Annotated in this window: 15 protein-coding genes; 7 read left to right on the top strand and 8 right to left on the bottom strand. The window is 58.4% G+C overall.

What is annotated here, in order from left to right:
* Window positions 1–135: 135 nt before the first annotated feature.
* Window positions 136–312 (bottom strand): hypothetical protein, encoded by a 177-nt coding sequence (locus ASF29_RS24665; protein WP_062450073.1) that lies wholly within the window; start codon window positions 310–312, stop codon window positions 136–138.
* Between the two features lie 265 nt (window positions 313–577).
* Between ASF29_RS24665 and ASF29_RS07655 the strand changes: the two genes are divergently transcribed.
* On the top strand, window positions 578–2,416 hold the full coding sequence (locus tag ASF29_RS07655; protein WP_062450071.1) for an aminopeptidase P family protein: 1,839 nt from the start codon (window positions 578–580) through the stop codon (window positions 2,414–2,416).
* Here the strand turns inward: ASF29_RS07655 and ASF29_RS07650 are convergent.
* Window positions 2,403–2,717, bottom strand: coding sequence for an AzlD family protein (locus ASF29_RS07650; RefSeq protein ID WP_062450070.1), 315 nt, complete (start codon window positions 2,715–2,717; stop codon window positions 2,403–2,405). The two genes, ASF29_RS07655 and ASF29_RS07650, sit on opposite strands and share 14 nt — an antisense overlap.
* Window positions 2,717–3,430, bottom strand: coding sequence for an AzlC family ABC transporter permease (locus tag ASF29_RS07645; RefSeq protein WP_062450068.1), 714 nt, complete (start codon window positions 3,428–3,430; stop codon window positions 2,717–2,719). Before ASF29_RS07645 ends, ASF29_RS07650 begins: the two co-directional genes overlap by 1 nt.
* 140 nt (window positions 3,431–3,570) lie before the next feature.
* On the opposite strand from ASF29_RS07645, the gene ASF29_RS07640 reads away from it, so the two are divergent.
* A complete protein-coding gene (locus ASF29_RS07640; RefSeq protein WP_062450066.1) occupies window positions 3,571–3,822 on the top strand; it encodes a DUF2164 family protein in 252 nt (83 codons plus the stop codon).
* A 19-nt stretch (window positions 3,823–3,841) separates the two neighbouring features.
* Here ASF29_RS07640 and pncA read toward each other — a convergent pair whose 3' ends face one another.
* Window positions 3,842–4,468, bottom strand: coding sequence for a bifunctional nicotinamidase/pyrazinamidase (gene pncA, locus ASF29_RS07635; RefSeq protein ID WP_062450064.1), 627 nt, complete (start codon window positions 4,466–4,468; stop codon window positions 3,842–3,844).
* Window positions 4,469–4,915: 447 nt separating this feature from the next.
* Here pncA and ASF29_RS07630 point away from each other — a divergent pair, with 447 nt between their 5' ends.
* Window positions 4,916–6,187 (top strand): DUF2778 domain-containing protein, encoded by a 1,272-nt coding sequence (locus tag ASF29_RS07630; RefSeq protein WP_062450062.1) that lies wholly within the window; start codon window positions 4,916–4,918, stop codon window positions 6,185–6,187.
* Between the two features lie 6 nt (window positions 6,188–6,193).
* Here ASF29_RS07630 and ASF29_RS07625 read toward each other — a convergent pair whose 3' ends face one another.
* Both ASF29_RS07625 and ASF29_RS07620 read right to left on the bottom strand, forming a co-directional pair.
* A complete protein-coding gene (locus tag ASF29_RS07625) occupies window positions 6,194–6,616 on the bottom strand; it encodes a DMT family transporter (RefSeq protein WP_062450060.1) in 423 nt (140 codons plus the stop codon).
* Entirely contained in the window at window positions 6,613–7,095 is a 483-nt protein-coding gene (locus tag ASF29_RS07620) for a DMT family transporter (protein WP_062450058.1), read from the bottom strand. The genes ASF29_RS07625 and ASF29_RS07620 overlap by 4 nt, the downstream gene beginning before the upstream one ends.
* Between ASF29_RS07620 and ASF29_RS24600 the strand changes: the two genes are divergently transcribed.
* Window positions 7,076–7,372: a hypothetical protein gene (locus tag ASF29_RS24600; RefSeq protein WP_162237884.1), complete on the top strand. Its 297-nt coding sequence runs from the start codon at window positions 7,076–7,078 to the stop codon at window positions 7,370–7,372. The two genes, ASF29_RS07620 and ASF29_RS24600, sit on opposite strands and share 20 nt — an antisense overlap.
* Before the next feature lie 80 nt (window positions 7,373–7,452).
* Here the strand turns inward: ASF29_RS24600 and ASF29_RS07610 are convergent, their stop codons facing one another.
* Window positions 7,453–9,933, bottom strand: coding sequence for a UvrD-helicase domain-containing protein (locus ASF29_RS07610; protein ID WP_062450162.1), 2,481 nt, complete (start codon window positions 9,931–9,933; stop codon window positions 7,453–7,455).
* Window positions 9,934–10,027: 94 nt separating this feature from the next.
* Complete coding sequence (locus tag ASF29_RS07605; RefSeq protein WP_062450054.1) at window positions 10,028–10,441, bottom strand: carboxymuconolactone decarboxylase family protein; 414 nt, start codon at window positions 10,439–10,441, stop codon at window positions 10,028–10,030.
* Between the two features lie 244 nt (window positions 10,442–10,685).
* On the opposite strand from ASF29_RS07605, the gene ASF29_RS07600 reads away from it, so the two are divergent.
* The 3 genes from ASF29_RS07600 to ASF29_RS07590 all read left to right on the top strand — a co-directional run bounded on the left by ASF29_RS07600 (window position 10,686) and on the right by ASF29_RS07590 (window position 16,528).
* On the top strand, window positions 10,686–11,840 hold the full coding sequence (locus ASF29_RS07600) for an efflux RND transporter periplasmic adaptor subunit (protein ID WP_062450052.1): 1,155 nt from the start codon (window positions 10,686–10,688) through the stop codon (window positions 11,838–11,840).
* Entirely contained in the window at window positions 11,837–14,989 is a 3,153-nt protein-coding gene (locus ASF29_RS07595) for an efflux RND transporter permease subunit (RefSeq protein WP_062450050.1), read from the top strand. Before ASF29_RS07600 ends, ASF29_RS07595 begins: the two co-directional genes overlap by 4 nt.
* Before the next feature lie 120 nt (window positions 14,990–15,109).
* Window positions 15,110–16,528 carry an FAD-linked oxidase C-terminal domain-containing protein gene (locus tag ASF29_RS07590; protein ID WP_062450049.1) on the top strand — a complete coding sequence of 473 codons (1,419 nt, stop codon included), beginning with the start codon at window positions 15,110–15,112 and terminating at the stop codon, window positions 16,526–16,528.
* Window positions 16,529–16,554 lie beyond the last annotated feature (26 nt).

Below are 16,554 nucleotides of genomic sequence, written 5' to 3'. Positions count from 1 at the left end.
AAAAAAGGTGACGCTTTCGCGCCACCTTCTTGATCGGCCTTCGTGACCGAATCCGCGAGCTTTGGGAGGAGAAGCTCAAGCGGGTCTTAGTCGGCAACGCCGAACTGTAGGGCGGAATGCGCCCTGTCTCCGTTTTTACCAGAAGGAGTAGCTGCCCTTTGCGACGCGGTGCAGCTCTTCACGGTTTCTGCCGATGGCAGCAAGTGTCGTGTCATCAAGGCTGAGCAATGCGCGGCTAACATAACGGTCTGCTTCACGACGGCGCGCGTCAACAACCCGGTCGAATGCGTTGCGGAAGATCGACTTTGCCATTGTATTGGTCCTCATGTTTCGGGCTCTCACGCCCTCTCGATGACCAACATATAAGGGAGACAACGGCGAAGAAGTAGGTCTTCCTTGTCAGGATAGACATGCGCTGAGTGCATACCTATCGCTGGAGGTCGTCGTTTTTCAGTCATATTGCTCAATTGCTGTGCGGATTAACGCTTCAATGCGCCATTTTCTGCTTTCATCTGGACCATCGAGACGATGCCGGGCTATGGTCTGCAAACCATCCAGACAGTTCGGAAAGCAGTTCATGTTCCAGTCCTTCGACAACAAATCCACTCCGCAATTCGGCAAAGCCCGCGTCGAGGCTTTGCGCGCCACGTTTGACAGGCTCGGTATCGATGGCTTTCTGGTGCCGCGTGCGGATGAGTATCAGGGGGAATACGTTCCTGAATCGGCGGAGCGACTGGCATGGTTGACGGGCTTTACCGGTTCGGCTGGCGTTGCGCTGGTGACCCGCGCGGAAGCCGTCGTCTTCGTCGATGGGCGCTACACGACGCAACTGACATCTCAGGTCGATCCGTCCGTTTTTACGGGCGGCGATCTCGTGGGTGCGCCACCGGCCAAATGGCTTGCCGAACTTGCGCCGAATGGGTTTCGTCTGGGGATCGATCCGTGGCTGCACACGGGGGCGGAGCTGAAGCGCTTTGAAACCGCACTTTCGGAAAAGGGTGGAGCCGTCGTCCTGCTGGATGGCAATCCGCTTGACCCTCTATGGGAGGGCCGCCCGGCGGAGCCGCTTGAGCCGGTTGTTCTTCAGCCGGATCATGTGACGGGTATTCCGGCAGCGACGAAGATCGAAACCATTGCCGAGATCGTTTACGCACGCAAAGCCAATGCGGTGCTGATTACGGATCCTTCGTCGATTGCCTGGATATTCAACATCCGCGGAAATGACGTACCGCATACGCCGCACCCGCTGGCCCGCGCCATCATCTATGCCGATGGCAAGGCAGATCTGTTTTTGGATGAGCGTAAGGTTGGCGACGACGCCCAGGCCTATCTTCAGCCCCTTGCGACGCTGTTTGCGCCGGATGAGATTGCTGCGCGCCTTCATGCAATAGCGAGCGCTGCCGGACGTATTCTTGCAGATGCGGACGTCGCGCCGGTCGCGCTGACATTGTCGATTGTCGAAGCGGGCGGGCAGGTCGTCGAAGCGGCGGACCCCGTCAAGCTGCCGCGGGCCTGCAAGAATGCTGCGGAACTTGCCGGCTCAGCCGCCGCCCATCTGCAGGACGGTGCGGCCATGGTGGAGTTTCTGGCCTGGCTTGATGGGCAGGCGCCGGGCTCGCTCACGGAAATCAAGGCCGTGACAGCGCTCGAGGCCACAAGAGCCAAGGTCGGGCAGGGCATGCAGAACCCGTTGAAGGACGTGTCGTTCGACACGATTTCCGGCGCGGGCCAGAACGCCGCCATCATGCATTACCGCGTCACTACCGAAAGCGATCGCAAGCTTGAAGATGGCGAGATGTTCCTGATCGATTCCGGCGCGCAATATATCAATGGCACCACGGATATCACGCGCACCGTTGCCATCGGCGAAGTGCCGGAAGAACAAAAGCGATTTTTCACGCTGGTTCTGAAGGGCTTCATTGCCATCAGTCTTGCACGTTTTCCAAAGGGAACGCGGGGATGCGATCTCGACCCGCTGGCGCGTATTGCGCTGTGGAAGGCGGGCGCTGACTACGCCCATGGCACAGGCCACGGTGTCGGTTCCTATCTGTCCGTACACGAGGGGCCGCAGCGCATTTCGCGGGTCTCGAAGCAGGAGTTGCTACCCGGCATGATCTTGTCGAACGAGCCCGGATATTACCGCCCCGGCGCGTTTGGAATTCGCATAGAAAATCTTGTCTATGTTCGCGATGCGGCACCCGTCGAAGGTGGCGATCTGCCGATGCTGTCGTTTGAAACGTTGACATGGTGCCCTGTCGATCGCCGCCTCATCATCGCTTCGCTTTTGACGGACGAGGAACTGCAGTGGCTGAACCGCTATCATGCGCAGGTCTGTGAAAAGCTGTTGCCGCTCATTTCCGATACGGAAGTTCGGCAGTGGCTGGTCTCAGCCACCACCGATATTACGCGATATTGAAATAGCGCATCGCCACCACAAGCGCCCAGCCTGATGCGAGCATGATCAGGCCGGGAAAGCGCAGCCCCACGATGAGGGCAAAGATCAGGGCGATCTTGACCTCATAGCCGCCTTCGAAGAAAGCGGGCGCGACAAGCGTGGTCAGAACGGCAACGGGCACGGCGTTCAGCCCCGCTTCGACGCGGGGCGGTATGCTCTTCATGCGCGTCATCAGCACGTAGCCGCCCACGCGGGTGAAATAAGTCGCAACCGCACTGGCGAAAATGATGATCAGCGTCTGCATATCGAAAAACTGTTCCATCATGCAGTCTCCACCTCGGTCATCTCCTCACCGGTCTTGTTCGGAGGCAGGATGACGGCGAGAAGAATGCCGGTAACGGCGCCGATGCTGACATGCCATGGCGAGCCGACGAAATGATAGGCCACAATGGCGCCGACGGCGCTGGCCAGCATGATGGGATAAAAGCTGGCGCGTTTGCGAAAGCCAAGCACCATCCCCATGAAGTAGATGGGCAGCAGCACATCCAGTCCCGCAGCCTTGGGGTCGCCGAGGAGGTTGCCAAGCGATGCGCCAAGGACCGTAGAGATCATCCACAGGGCATAGACAATGAAGGCGTAGCCCATATAGCAGGCGAAGCTGACGCGGCCGTTCTTTTCCTTCAATCGCACGGATTCTGCGAATTGCGGATCGACCAGAAAAAAGAAACCCACAGCTTTCTTGGCAAATGACCATTCCGGCACGATACGCACCATGGCCGCCGAATAAAGAATGTGCCTGAAATTGACGGCGAAGATCGACAAAACCACCAGCCATGCCGGCAGGTTCTGATTGAAGAGCTCGATGCCCACGAGCTGGCTTGCTCCGGCATAGATGACGCCGCTCATTAATGTCGCTTCGTAAATCGTCAGGCCGTTTTCGATCGCCACGGCGCCAAACAGCGCGCCGAATGGCAATACGGCGAGAGCGACGGGCAATCCTAGCCGGATGCCGGAGTTAAATGTAGCATGTGTCATGGGTAAACCGGTCCTGAGCCGGAAGAAAAATGTGAATGCCGCTCCTAACGCGGGCTGGTTTTCAACACAAACGAATTTAAAGAATAGTTCTATTGATTTCATTGAAGCGAGCCGCACAAGCAGCGCGCAACGGAGGTGGCATGCGAGACCCGGTTGTCGAGAAACAACAGAAGGCAGACATGGTTTCTGCTGCCCGCGCCTTTCTCTCCGAAGAGCTGGACATGGAAATCGGTGCGCTTCAGGCTGAGATGATGGTCGACCGACTGGGCGAAATTCTCGGCCCCATGTTTTACAATTGGGGTCTCCAGGATGCCCATGCAGCGATGCTTCGCCGGATGGAAGATGCCGCTGCCGATATCGACGTTCTGGAAAAGCACATTCCGCGTCGTTAACGCAGGCAACGCGCTTTCGTCAGACGCCGAGAATATCGTTGCTGTTGATGACGACGACGCCTTTTTCACGCATCGTGGATATGGCTTTCTTGATACCGTCTGGGTCTATGCCCCGGCTGGCATCTTCGATGAAGCGGACTTTGACGCCGGGTAGCATTTCGAGCGCATCGATCACCGAAAAGCTGACGCAATAGTCCGTGGCCAGCCCGCAGATGTCGAGCAGGGTAACTCCCTGCCGTTCCAGATAGTCAGACAGGCCAGTGGCTGCGAACTGGTCATTATCCCGGAAGGCGGAATAGCTGTCGACAGCGGGGTTTTCGCCCTTCTGCTGGATGTAGTCGAAAGCTTCGGTGTTCAGATCGGGATGAAATTCGGCATCCGAGGTTCCCTGAACGCAGTGGTCGGGCCAAAGAACCTGCGGCTTGCCGGAAAGCTCTCCCATCTCGAACGGCTTTTTGCCGGGATGCTGGGACGCGAAACTGCCATGGTCAGACGGATGCCAATCCTGCGACGCCACGATGAGATCGTACCCACCATTGTCGATAAGCGCATTGGCGATGGGGACGACCCTGTCGCCATCCGCCACCGCAAGATTGCCACCCGGGCAGAAACCATTCTGGATGTCGATCAGCAGCAGTGCCTTCATGTGTCTTCCTCCGACGTGCCGGGCAGGATGACCGCTGGCTTGCCGGGAATCAAGCCAAAAGGGTGGATTTCGAGGTGTTCGAGACGATCCCGCCGCAAGCTCGCCGCAATTGTAGCCAATTTTCGGCGAAGTCGACATATAGGGGAGCGGTGTCGATGGGGAGAATCAGTTAAGAATCCATATCGAGTATCTCTGGCTAGCCATTTTCACCAAGATGGCCACGTGACGATGTGACGTGGACGAATCGTGACACGGCCCCGAGAAACGCATGCAAGCTTCAAAGAACTCTCGTTTTCAGGGGACTTGTAAAGACTTTGGTTACCATAATTCGGCATGCTTTGAACCTGTCAGCAACGAAGCCTCCGCCATTGGCGCAGGACATTCGCGGCATCAACACCATTGCCGGTGTTTTCCGGTTTTGCGTAAACGGTTCGAGTAACGAGTATCATGGCGTCATCAGTCGTGGCCTGTAGAGATGCGCGCATCGGCGCGTCCTTCAACAAAAAACGTAAAGGCTCAAGCCTGAGCGGCTTCACCGCCATCGTCGGCGGCGGGGTGCTGGCAACCGTCTGTGCCGTGACGGCCTTCGCGTCACTGCATGGCATGGCGCAGGCCTCGCATGGTGCGCAACGCTTTGACACCATGCTGGTCGCAAATCTTGATAGAGCCGAGCGGGCATCTATCGATGCCGTCGAGCGAAACGTTCATATTCGAAAGTTTTCCCGCCTGTCTGAAATCGGTCATGCTGGTAACCAGAAGGGCACACGTCTCGCAGCCGAGCATCATATCGGCGCGAAAGCCTTTGCAGACCGCTTCGGCGCTGGCGCTGCTATGAACGCGCAGGGACAGGCAACCGTGCAGGCGCTGGCAGCGCTTCGCCCGTCGGCTATCGTCGATTCTGCTTTGGGCCGCACGACGGACAATCCCGAACTTGCAATGCTTGAAACGCAGGCGAAGGAGCATCCTGCCTTTGAAGTCGCGCTCGGAAAGCCGCAGACGACCACGGACGACGAAATCGATCTGTTGCCGGAGACCGTTCCGCTGCCGAGCTTCCGTCCGAAAATTGCTGCAGCCGACGTAGAGCCGACGCCACGTCCTGCCGATCCGGCTCCTGCGGAAAAGCAGCTTGCCGCACCTGTTCCATCACGCGCGCCTGCACCGCCAGCGCCCGCCACCAACACGATGGTTGCCTTCGCACGACCGGACAATCCGATGCGTGAGACGAAGATGGACTCGGTGCCATGGCCGGACCGTGGAAACGGCACGGCAATCTACGATATCTCCGCAGGTGTCGTGCATATGCCGAGCGGCGAAAAGCTGGAGGCGCATTCCGGCATCGGCAAGATGCGTGACAATCCGGACTTCGTGCATGTGAAGATGCGCGGCGCGACGCCGCCTTCCAGCTATCGCCTGACGATGCGCGAATCGCTGTTTCATGGCGTGGAGGCCATTCGCCTCACACCTGAAAACGGCGTCAAGCCTCATGGTCGCGATGGCCTGCTGGCGCATACCTACATGCTGGCGCGGCGCGGTGAATCCAACGGTTGCGTCGTCTTCAAGGATTACAGCCGCTTTCTTGCGGCATTCAAGCGCGGCGAGGTGAAGCGCATTGTGGTGGTGCCGAAACTCAACGGCCGCCCATCGATGACCGCAAGCGGCTCCAAGAGCGGTGGCAAGACACTGTTCGGCATGCTGTCCGGTCGCGGTACCGATTCCTGATCCAGCTTATTTGCGCCGTTGGGTCAGCGCCATTCCCGCCAGAATAAGCAGTATGCCGAGGGCGCTTGCCCATAGTTTCGGCGGCTCATTGCTGAACAGGTCCAAAATGACGCCCGACACCATCTGTCCGCTGATCACCAGCAGCGCGGTGTTGACAGCACCAATGCGGGGAATGAGCCAGCTGCCGGAAGCGATGAAGACGACGCCGATGGGGCCGCCGATAAAGGCGTACCATGGCGCATCCGCAGCCCCTTGCGGCAGAAGTCCGCCGAGCACGAGGCCAAGCATCGTCAGGACGACGAAGCCGACGATGTGGTTCCAGAAAGATGCGATCAGCGGTGAGTTGGACAGGCTGAGGCGGCCATTGATCTGACGGCTGAGCGCGACGAAGATGCCGCCGGTAACGGCCATGGCGATCCAGAGCGTCATGCGGCTCTCCCTACGAGAATGATAAGGGCGCTTCCGCCGAGAATGAGAGCGACCGCACAGAGGTCCCGCATGTCAGGGCGGCGTTTCGGCAGACCGAACATACCCCAGAGATCGGCAAGCAGGCTGAAAATCACCTGTCCGCCGAGGCCCAGCGCAATGGTGCCCGACAGGGCGAGCGGAGAGTTGACCGCGCTCGACGTCAGCATGACGATTGCCGCACCCACGACACCGCCAAGATAGGCCCAAAGCGGTGCTTTCGGTTTTGCAACCTTCTCGCCCTTTGGTGTTCTATAGAGAATGGCAAGATATATCAGCGCCGCAACCGTTCCGGTGCCATGCGCGGTCCAAGACGAAAACAGCGCATTGCCATAATGGGCCAGCATGCCGTTGAAGTGCACCATCAGCGTCAGGAGACCGCCACTGGCAAAGGCCGCTGCGAGATGCAGCGGGTGCGAACGCATGGATGTTGTGTTGTTCATGATGGACCGGTTGCTGGAGCTTCGGGCCAGCCTTAACCGATATGGCCTTGAAGCAAAATCGAATTTCTCTGATGAAACCGCAAAGGCGGATTTTATCGGAACCAATCGGCCACTCGGCGGGTTATCTGGCCATGAAAAAAACGACCCGCAAACCTTTGAACCGCATGACACTTTTCGTCATATCGATCTTCATCCTGGCCGTTATCGTGGCGGCTGTTTACCTGATTGGTTTTACGCCGGGCGAGACCCCAATAGCACAGTAATTCCCATCGAATAAAAGCCCTCGCAATTCCTCCGCTAGCTAGCAGGATTTGGGAGGGCTTTTTGTATTTGAGCGATTGAAAAAGCGGTGTGTGCTTACGTCGATTTGCTGCTTCGCTCCACGAACCCGTCCAGCACCTTCTTCTGCCCTGCACGGTCGAAGTCTATGGTCAGTTTGTTGCCTTCGATACTGGCCACATTGCCGTTGCCGAATTTGATGTGGAAGACGCGGTCGCCTATGGCGAATTGCGAAGGCGTGTCGGCTACTGATTTTGCGACCAGTTCGCCGTCGATGGTTCGGGTCTTCGGGCCGCTCTCGCCATAGCCGATACGTTCGACTGAATGACCGGAGCGGGTACCCCAATTGTCGCGGGTCGCATCGGACTTGTTCGCCTGGGCACGTTTCCAGCCCGGTGTGGAATAATTGTTGGTGAAAGGATCGGCCTTGTCGAAGCGCGACTGGCCGTAACCGCCACGTCCGCCATAACCGCCGTAATTGCTTTCGGATGCCGAGACTTCGACATGCGAGGGCGGAAGCTCATCCAGAAAGCGGGAGGGCAGGGTGGATTGCCACAGGCCGTGGATGCGGCGGTTGGAGACGAACCAGATGTGGCAGCGGCGTTTTGCGCGGGTAATGCCAACATAGGCGAGGCGACGTTCTTCCTCGAGGCCAGAGCGGCCACCTTCATCGAGCGAGCGTTGATGCGGGAACAAGCCTTCCTCCCAGCCGGGCAGGAAAACGGTTTCGAATTCCAGACCCTTTGCCGAGTGAAGCGTCATGATGGAGACGGCATCAAGCTCTGCATTCTGCTCGGCATCCATGACCAGCGCGACGTGTTCCAGAAAGCCGCGCATGCTTTCATAGGCTTCCATCGAGCGGATCAGTTCTTTCAGGTTTTCAAGCCTGCCAGGTCCTTCGGCGGTTTTATCCGCCTGCCACATGGCCGTATAGCCGCTCTCATCAAGGATCTGTTCGGCCAGCACCGTATGATCCGTGTTTTCCAGCAGGTTCTGCCAGCGGCGGAAATCCTGTATCACATCGAACAGCGCCTTACGCGCTTTCGGCTTCAACTCATCGGTTTCGATGATGTCGGCGGCAGCGGCCAGCATGGGAATGTCACGGGCGCGGGCATAGTCATGCAGGTTGCGAACAGTCGTGTCGCCAAGGCCACGCTTTGGTGTGTTGATGATGCGCTCGAATGCGAGATCGTCGGCAGGTTGGCAAACAAGGCGGAAGTAGGCGAGTGCATCGCGAATCTCCAGCCGCTCATAGAATCGCGGGCCACCGATGACGCGGTAGTTGAGGCCGAGCGTAACGAAGCGATCTTCGAACTCGCGCATCTGGAAAGAGGCGCGCACGAGGATCGCCATATTATTCAGCGGATGCTTGATGCGCTGCAACTGCTCGATTTCCTCGCCGACAGCGCGGGCTTCCTCTTCCGAGTCCCATGCGGCATGCACCACGACCTTTTCGTCGTTGGGATCTACACGGTCGGTGAACAGCGTCTTGCCAAGACGGCCCTCATTGTGGGCGATCAGATGGCCAGCGGCACCGAGGATGTGTTCGGTGGAGCGGTAGTTGCGCTCCAGCTTGATGACCTTTGCGCCGGGAAAATCCTTGTCGAAGCGCAGGATATTATCGACCTCCGCACCGCGCCAGCCATAGATCGACTGGTCGTCATCACCTACGCAGCAGACATTCTGCGGCTCGCCCTTCGGGCGCTGGGCCAGAAGGCGAAGCCACATATATTGGCAGGTGTTGGTGTCCTGATACTCGTCCACCAGAATGTAGCGAAACTTCTGGTGATACTCCTTGAGGATATCCGGATGCTTGCGGAAGATGGTGATGGGGTGCAGCAAGAGGTCGCCAAAATCGCATGCGTTTAGCGTCTTCAGCCGCGCCTGGTAGGCGGCGTAAAGCTCACGCCCCTTGCCGTTTGCAAAGGCACGGCTGTCACCTTCCGGGATTTCCGGCGGCGTCAGGCCCTTGTTCTTCCAACCATCGATCATGCCTGCGAACTGCTTGGCGGGCCAGCGCTTGTCATCCAGACCTTCCGCCTGAATAAGCTGCTTGATGAGCCGCACCACATCATCGGTGTCGAGAATGGTGAAATCGGATTTCAGGCCCATCATCTCCGCATGACGGCGCAGCAGTTTTACGCCGATGGAGTGGAAGGTGCCGAGCCATGGCATGCCTTCAACGGCACCGCCCACGAGAACGCCAATACGTTCCTTCATCTCGCGCGCGGCCTTGTTGGTAAAGGTCACGGCCAGAATCTGGCTTGGATAGACGCGGCCTGTCGCGAGAATATGGGCGATGCGCGTGGTCAGCACCCGCGTCTTGCCGGTGCCCGCACCTGCCAGAACCAGAACCGGGCCTTCCAGCGTCTCGACGGCTTCGCGCTGTTCCGGGTTCAGACCCGCCAGATAATCCGGTGCGGAACGGGACTTGTCGCGCGCCGCCATGGCCTGCGCAGCAATGCCCAAACCACCAGCAGCGGCAGGGGCTGCGGGCTGGCGGCGTGGCTCGGAAGGTTCTTCATCGAAGAACGGCATATCGTCGAAACTGTTGCTCATGCGGCCCAATGTAGTGATTCGGGGCGGAAAGGCCAGAACTGTGTTCTGCTTTTATTCCAGTTTCAACGGTCAAAGCGCCTATTCCAAGGCATTTTCACGCTGGCGTCGCGTCCGCATCGAATGCAGCATCGACGGGAAGTTGCAGCGCGGTGGCAAGCTGGTTGGTTTTGGCGGCAAGAGATATCACACGCAAAAGATCTGCATGCTGCTCTGCCGTCATGCCCTTGGCTTTTGCGGCGGCGGTGTGAGAGTGGGCACAGTAGGAGCAGCCATTTGTGACGGAGACGGCGATATACAGCATTTCCTTCACCACGGGATCAAGCGCCGAAGGCGTGGCCATCACGGCTTTGACCTCTGCCCAGGTCTTTTCCAGAAGGTCAGGATCGAAGGCGAGATAGAGCCACATATTGTTGATGAAATCGGATTTTCGCGTCATGCGGATGTCATCGAACACCGCTTTGACCCTCGGATCGGCCTCGGGGTTCCGGTCTTTCGAAACGGTACTCATTGCGCGTCCTCCTCGGCAGGTTGAGATGAGGTTGAGGATTGTGCGCGCTGACGGCATCGGTGTACAGTCGGTATTATTGTCAGACGATATATTGCGCGCAATTCAGAAAAACGTCGCAAATTACAATTATGTAAGAAACGGATTTGTGCGTTGCGTTGTTTAGGGCAAGCAAAGATACTGCCATAAGATTTTGTACCGCTTTTTGCTTGGCATGGCGGTCGGGGACATCAAGTCGGAGAATTGTATGCGGGTTTGGAAGCAGGTTGGTCTCAGTCTGGCTGTTTTGGGTGCTGGCGCTTGTGTTTGGGCGTTCAATTCCCAAAGCGGCAGAACAGCGCTCGCCAAGATTGGCATCGTCAGCGCCGAGCAGCCAGCCGCCCAGACCGCAGCAGCGGGCGGTGCGGGCGGCTCAGCGCGTGGACAGGGCGGCGGGCGCGGTAGCAATGCCACGCTGGTGGTCACTGCACCTGTCAAGCAGGGCATCGTCAATGACCGCATGAACGCAATCGGCAACGGCGAAGCCATCCAGTCCGTCGTCGTCACGCCGCAGGCGTCGGGACTGATTTCCGAAATTCTGGTCTCGTCCGGTCAAAGCGTGAAGAAGGGCGATGTGCTCGCGCGCCTGGATGACGACGAACAGCTCATAGAGCGCGAGAAGGCGCAGGTCTCTCTGAAAAGCGCCGTCGAGAAATCCAGCTCCTACAAAAACCTGCGATCTGTTGCGCGGCTGGACGTTCTCGATGCACAGATCGCGGAAGAGGCGGCAAAGCTTGCGCTCAGCACGGCTGAACTTAACCTGAAACGTCGTGATATCGTTGCGCCGATCAATGGCATCACTGGCATCGTCGCCATCAATATCGGCGACAACGCCACGACGCAAACCAGTATTGTCAGCATCGACGACCGTTCCAAGATACTCGTCAATTTCTGGGCGCCGGAGCGCTTCACCACGGCCATCAAATTGGGAATGCCGGTAGAGGCAACCTCGATTTCGCGTCCGGGCGAAACGTTCAAAGGCAAGGTCGAGGCGGTGGACAACCGCGTGGACGAAGCAAGCCGCACGGTGCGCGTGCGTGCCGTTTTCGACAACGCAAAAGACGAATTGCGTGCAGGCATGTCCTTTGCGGTGACAATGGGCTTCACCGGAGAGGATTACCCCTCCGTCGATCCACTCGCCGTACAGTGGGATGCCGAGGGCTCCTATGTCTGGCGGGTGAAGGAAGACAAATCTCACAAGGTTCGTGTGCAGGTCATTCAGCGCAATCCCGATTCCGTGCTTGTAAAAGCCGAACTGGCGCAGGGCGACAATGTGGTGATCGAAGGTTTGCAGCGCGTGCGTGAAGGCGGCGCTGTTCGCGGCACTGTTCCCCCGAAGGCACCGGAGGTCGCAAGCCGATGAGCGCACAGACGCCTCCGACGGGGACCGATTCCAAGCTGGCGTTCACGGCACTGTTCGTGCGTCGCCCCATCCTTGCCGCAGTCATCAATACGCTTCTGGTTGTTGCAGGTCTTGCCGCTCTGGTTGGCGTAGACGTGCGCGAGTTGCCGGATGTGGACCGTCCGGTTATTTCGGTGCGCACCACCTATGACGGTGCATCTCCTCAGACCATCGATCAGGAAGTGACGCAGACCATCGAGGGTGCAGTCGCCCGTGTCAGCGGCGTCAAATCCATTTCGTCTGCATCGCAGTTCGGTACGAGCCGCGTGACGATGGAGTTCAACGACAATGTCGACATCGCCGTTGCGTCCAATGACGTGCGTGACGCGATCGGTCGTATTGCCAACCAGATGCCCGACGATGCCGATGAACCGCAGATCATCAAGGCGGATTCCGACAGCCAGCCGATCATGCGTCTGGCCGTCACCTCTTCCAGCCTCAGCATGGAAGATTTGACCAAGCTGGTCGATGACGAAATTATCGACCGTCTGGCTGCCGTGGACGGTGTGGCAGACGTCGAGCTTTACGGTGACCAGGAAAAAGTCTTCCGCATCGATCTCGACCAAGGTGCACTCGCTAGCCGCGGGCTGACGGTGACGGATGTTTCCAATGCGCTCGGCACGGCAGCACTCGACGTTCCGGCGGGTTCTCTCAAAAGCTCGACGCAGGATATCGTCGTGCGCGCCACCGCCAGCCTGACGACGCCGGCCGAATTCGAAAATCTCATCGTCAAGGACCGCGTCCGTCTTCGCGATGTCGCCAGCGTCATGCTGGGTGCGGATGACGAGACCACCTCGCTGCGCTCGAATGGCGTGCAGGGCGTCGGTCTTGGCGTCATCCGTCAGGCGCAGTCGAATACGCTCAATATCTCGACGGGCGTGAAGGCTGCCGTTGCGGCCATGGTGCCGAACCTGCCGGAAAATACCCGTATCATCATTACCAGCGACGATGCCGTGTTCATCGAGGGCGCGTTGCACGAGGTGCAGCTTGCACTGGGGCTGTCCGCGCTCATCGTTGTCGTGGTGCTTTACCTCTTCTTCCGCGACTGGCGGGCGACGCTCATTCCCGCGATTACCATGCCGGTTGCGCTGATCGGCACGATCGTAGCGATCTATATGGTCGGCTTCTCGATCAATATCCTGACGCTGCTCGCCATCGTTCTGGCCACGGGTCTCGTGGTGGATGACGCCATCGTTGTGCTGGAAAACATCGTGCGACGCCGCGCCGAGGGCATGGGACCACGCGCCGCTGCCGTTCTCGGCACGCAGGAGGTGTTCTTCGCGGTTATCGCGACGACGGCAACGCTTGCTGCCGTCTTTATTCCGCTGTCCTTCCTGCCCGGCCAGTTGGGTGGCTTGTTCCGCGAGTTTGGTTTCGTGTTGGCTTTTGCGGTTGGCCTGTCCTCGGTCGTGGCACTGACGCTCTGCCCCATGCTGGCATCGCGTATGCTGAAAAACGGTGTCAAGGAGCAGACCGGCCCACTGGCGTGGTTCGGCAACCTGTTCGCTTCCACTTATAAGACTACGCTGTCTGCCTGCCTTAATAACCCGCTGCTCGTCGTCATCGTCGCTGCCGCCTTTGCAGGTGTGTCGTGGATTGCCTTCGGCATGGTGCAGAATGAGCTGACACCGCGCGAAGACCGCTCCTCTGTGATGATGCGGGTGACGGCGCCGCAGGGCGTGAGCCTTGAATATACGCGTGACCAATTGCAGCGCATTGAAGAGAATCTGCAGCCGCTGCGCGACAGCGGCGAGATCCAGAATATTTACTCCATTACGGGCATGAACGGTTCTTCCAATACCGGCTTCGTGGTTATCACGCTGGCACCTTGGGCGGATCGAGAGCGGACCCAGAACCAGATTGCGCAAGACATCAATGCAGCCGCGCAGACGGTGCCGGGCCTTCGAGCAACGGCGTCCCAACCGAACAGTCTTCGTATTCGCGGTGCTGGCAACGGTCTCAGCATGGCGATGATCGGCAGCAACTATCAGGCGCTGACGGAATCCACGCAGAAGCTTCTGCTGGCAATGGAAGAAAGCGGCCTGTTTGACACGCCACGCTTCGACAACGAGCCGAACCAGGCGCAATTGTCCGTTTCGATCGACCGCGAAAGGGCGTCGGATCTCGGCATCGATATTACCGGACTCTCGCATGCGATGCAGTCGTTGCTGGAAGGCCGTTCCATCGTGGATGTGTTTGTGGAAGGCGATGCCATTCCAGTTCGGCTTCTTTCGTCCACACGGCCCATCAATGACCCGACCGATCTTGAAAACATTTTCCTGAAGGCGAAAGACGGTCGGATGGTGCCGATGTCGGTCATCGCCTCCCTGAAAGAAACAGCCGTGGCGCCGCAGCTCAATCGCGAGCAGCAGCTGCCATCCGTCGGTTTCACCGCCAACCTCAAGGAAGGCGTGTCGCTGGGCGATGCCGTGGCCAAGGTCAATGAGCTGGCGGGTACCATCATGCCATCGGGCGCACGTCTTTTGCCTCTGGGTGAAGCGGCGACGTTGCAGGAAAATTCAAGCGGCATGGTGCTGACCTTTGGCTTTGCCATTGCCATCATCTTCCTTGTGCTGGCAGCGCAGTTCGAAAGCGTGCTGAGTTCCGTCATCATCATGTCGACGGTGCCGTTGGGTCTGGCCTGCGCGGTCATTGCTCTGTTGGTGACCGGCTCCAGCCTGAACGTCTATAGCCAGATCGGCCTTGTGCTTCTGGTCGGCGTGATGGCGAAGAACGGTATTCTGATCGTGGAATTTGCCAACCACCTGCGTGATCAGGGTGCCACGGTGCGTGAGGCCATCGAAAAGGCGTGCAGCATTCGCCTGCGCCCTGTCATGATGACCATGATCGCGACCATTCTGGGCGGCGTGCCGCTGGTTCTGGCGCAGGGTGCCGGGGCGGAAGCCCGTATTGCGCTTGGCTGGGTCATCGTCGGCGGTCTGGGCTTTGCGACGCTTGTCACGCTTTACATCACGCCGGTTTCCTACTTGCTGATTGCCCGCTTTGCCAAGCCACAGGCCGATGCGGATGTGCGTCTTCATCGGGAGCTGGAAACGGCCATTCGCCGCCGTGCCATCGAGGAAGACAAACCGCTGCTGGCTGCGGAATAACGTGCTAAGCCGCACGTCATTCTGGAAATGGCAGTGCTGGACAAACACAAGGTCGTGTCACATACCAGCCGGGCTTGCCTTCCAAGGTGAGTCCGGTTTTGCATTGTAGTGGAGAAAATCATGGCGTTGAAGGATGTGGTCGCGGGATCGAGAAACGAAGCGGGCATCGTTGCCGTTCTGGACGTCCTGAAACAGCAGCTTGGCGACAAGCTTCAGACCGGCCAGTCCTTTCGGGAACAGCACGCCCACACCACGACCTATCTGACCACGCAACGCCCCGATGGCGTCGTGTTTGCCGAAAGCGTTCAGGACGTGCAAGCCGTGGTGAAGGCCTGTGCCCAGCACAAGGTGCCCGTCATCCCATTTGGTGTGGGATCTTCGCTTGAGGGGCAGGTCAATGCGCCAAGCGGGGGCATCTCCATCGATTTTTCCCGTATGAACCGCATTCTCTCCGTCAATGCCGAAGACCTCGATGTGACGGTGGAGCCGGGCGTCACGCGCGAACAGCTCAACACCTATCTGCGCGACACCGGCCTGTTTTTCCCTATCGATCCCGGCGCGAACGCCTCCATTGGCGGCATGGCGTCCACCCGTGCCTCCGGTACCAATGCCGTGCGTTACGGCACGATGAAGGATAATGTCCTGGCGCTGACCGTGGTCACCGCAAATGGAGAAGAGGTCCGCACGGGTCGACGCGCCCGCAAGTCGTCTGCCGGTTACGATCTCACCCGGTTGTTTGTCGGAGCGGAGGGCACGCTGGGTGTCATCACCTCGATCACCTTGCGTCTGCAGGGTATTCCAGAGAAGATCGCCGGTGGCGTATGCACGTTCGACACGATCAAGGCTGCTTGCGACGCAGTCATCATGACGGTGCAGATGGGTGTTCCCGTGGCGCGCATCGAGCTTCTGGATGAAGTTCAAATCAGGGCATGCAATGCCTATTCCGGTCTTTCCTACGAGGAAAAGCCAACGCTGTTTCTGGAATTCCATGGCTCGGAAGAAACGACTGCCTTGCAGTCGCAGCAGTTTGGCGAGATCGTTGCGGAGTGTGGTGGCAGCGAGTTTCGCTGGACCAATGACGCGCAGGAACGCGCAAAGCTGTGGAAGGCGCGCCATGATGCCTATTGGGCGTCCAAGGCGCTGGCTCCGCATCTGGATGTTCTTTCAACGGATGTTTGCGTGCCGATTTCGCGTTTTGCCGAATGCGTGACAGAAACGCAGCAGGATATTCTCGACAATGCCATGCTCGCACCGATCGTCGGTCATGCGGGTGACGGGAACTTCCACGTTCTCGCGCTGTTTGATGGCAAGGATGCGAAGAGCGTCGCCGATACGGAGGCTTTCGTGGCCCGGCTGAACAGAAGGGCTATTGCCATGGATGGTACCTGCACCGGCGAACACGGCATAGGGCAGGGGAAGATGAGCTTCCTGGCGGAAGAGGCGGGAAATGCCTTGGATCTGATGATTGCCATCAAGCGGTCACTTGATCCGGATAATATCTTTAATCCTGGTAAGGTTTTTCGCATCGATGCTGTATGAGCAGCATTGGAGATGATGAAATCGTG

Source organism: Rhizobium sp. Leaf262 (assembly GCF_001422245.1).
Taxonomy (GTDB): Bacteria; Pseudomonadota; Alphaproteobacteria; order Rhizobiales; family Rhizobiaceae; genus Agrobacterium.
This window is presented reverse-complemented; position numbering and strand designations above follow the sequence as displayed.

Excerpts from the sequence above, each read along its gene's own strand:
- ASF29_RS24665 (WP_062450073.1), bottom strand. The coding sequence starts at position 312 with ATGGCAAAGTCGATCTTCCGCAACGCATTCGACCGGGTTGTTGACGCG.
- ASF29_RS07655 (WP_062450071.1), top strand. The coding sequence starts at position 578 with ATGTTCCAGTCCTTCGACAACAAATCCACTCCGCAATTCGGCAAAGCC.
- ASF29_RS07650 (WP_062450070.1), bottom strand. The coding sequence starts at position 2,717 with ATGGAACAGTTTTTCGATATGCAGACGCTGATCATCATTTTCGCCAGT.
- ASF29_RS07645 (WP_062450068.1), bottom strand. The coding sequence starts at position 3,430 with ATGACACATGCTACATTTAACTCCGGCATCCGGCTAGGATTGCCCGTC.
- ASF29_RS07640 (WP_062450066.1), top strand. The coding sequence starts at position 3,571 with ATGCGAGACCCGGTTGTCGAGAAACAACAGAAGGCAGACATGGTTTCT.
- pncA (WP_062450064.1), bottom strand. The coding sequence starts at position 4,468 with ATGAAGGCACTGCTGCTGATCGACATCCAGAATGGTTTCTGCCCGGGT.
- ASF29_RS07630 (WP_062450062.1), top strand. The coding sequence starts at position 4,916 with ATGGCGTCATCAGTCGTGGCCTGTAGAGATGCGCGCATCGGCGCGTCC.
- ASF29_RS07625 (WP_062450060.1), bottom strand. The coding sequence starts at position 6,616 with ATGACGCTCTGGATCGCCATGGCCGTTACCGGCGGCATCTTCGTCGCG.
- ASF29_RS24600 (WP_162237884.1), top strand. The coding sequence starts at position 7,076 with ATGGATGTTGTGTTGTTCATGATGGACCGGTTGCTGGAGCTTCGGGCC.
- ASF29_RS07620 (WP_062450058.1), bottom strand. The coding sequence starts at position 7,095 with ATGAACAACACAACATCCATGCGTTCGCACCCGCTGCATCTCGCAGCG.
- ASF29_RS07610 (WP_062450162.1), bottom strand. The coding sequence starts at position 9,933 with ATGAGCAACAGTTTCGACGATATGCCGTTCTTCGATGAAGAACCTTCC.
- ASF29_RS07605 (WP_062450054.1), bottom strand. The coding sequence starts at position 10,441 with ATGAGTACCGTTTCGAAAGACCGGAACCCCGAGGCCGATCCGAGGGTC.
- ASF29_RS07600 (WP_062450052.1), top strand. The coding sequence starts at position 10,686 with ATGCGGGTTTGGAAGCAGGTTGGTCTCAGTCTGGCTGTTTTGGGTGCT.
- ASF29_RS07595 (WP_062450050.1), top strand. The coding sequence starts at position 11,837 with ATGAGCGCACAGACGCCTCCGACGGGGACCGATTCCAAGCTGGCGTTC.
- ASF29_RS07590 (WP_062450049.1), top strand. The coding sequence starts at position 15,110 with ATGGCGTTGAAGGATGTGGTCGCGGGATCGAGAAACGAAGCGGGCATC.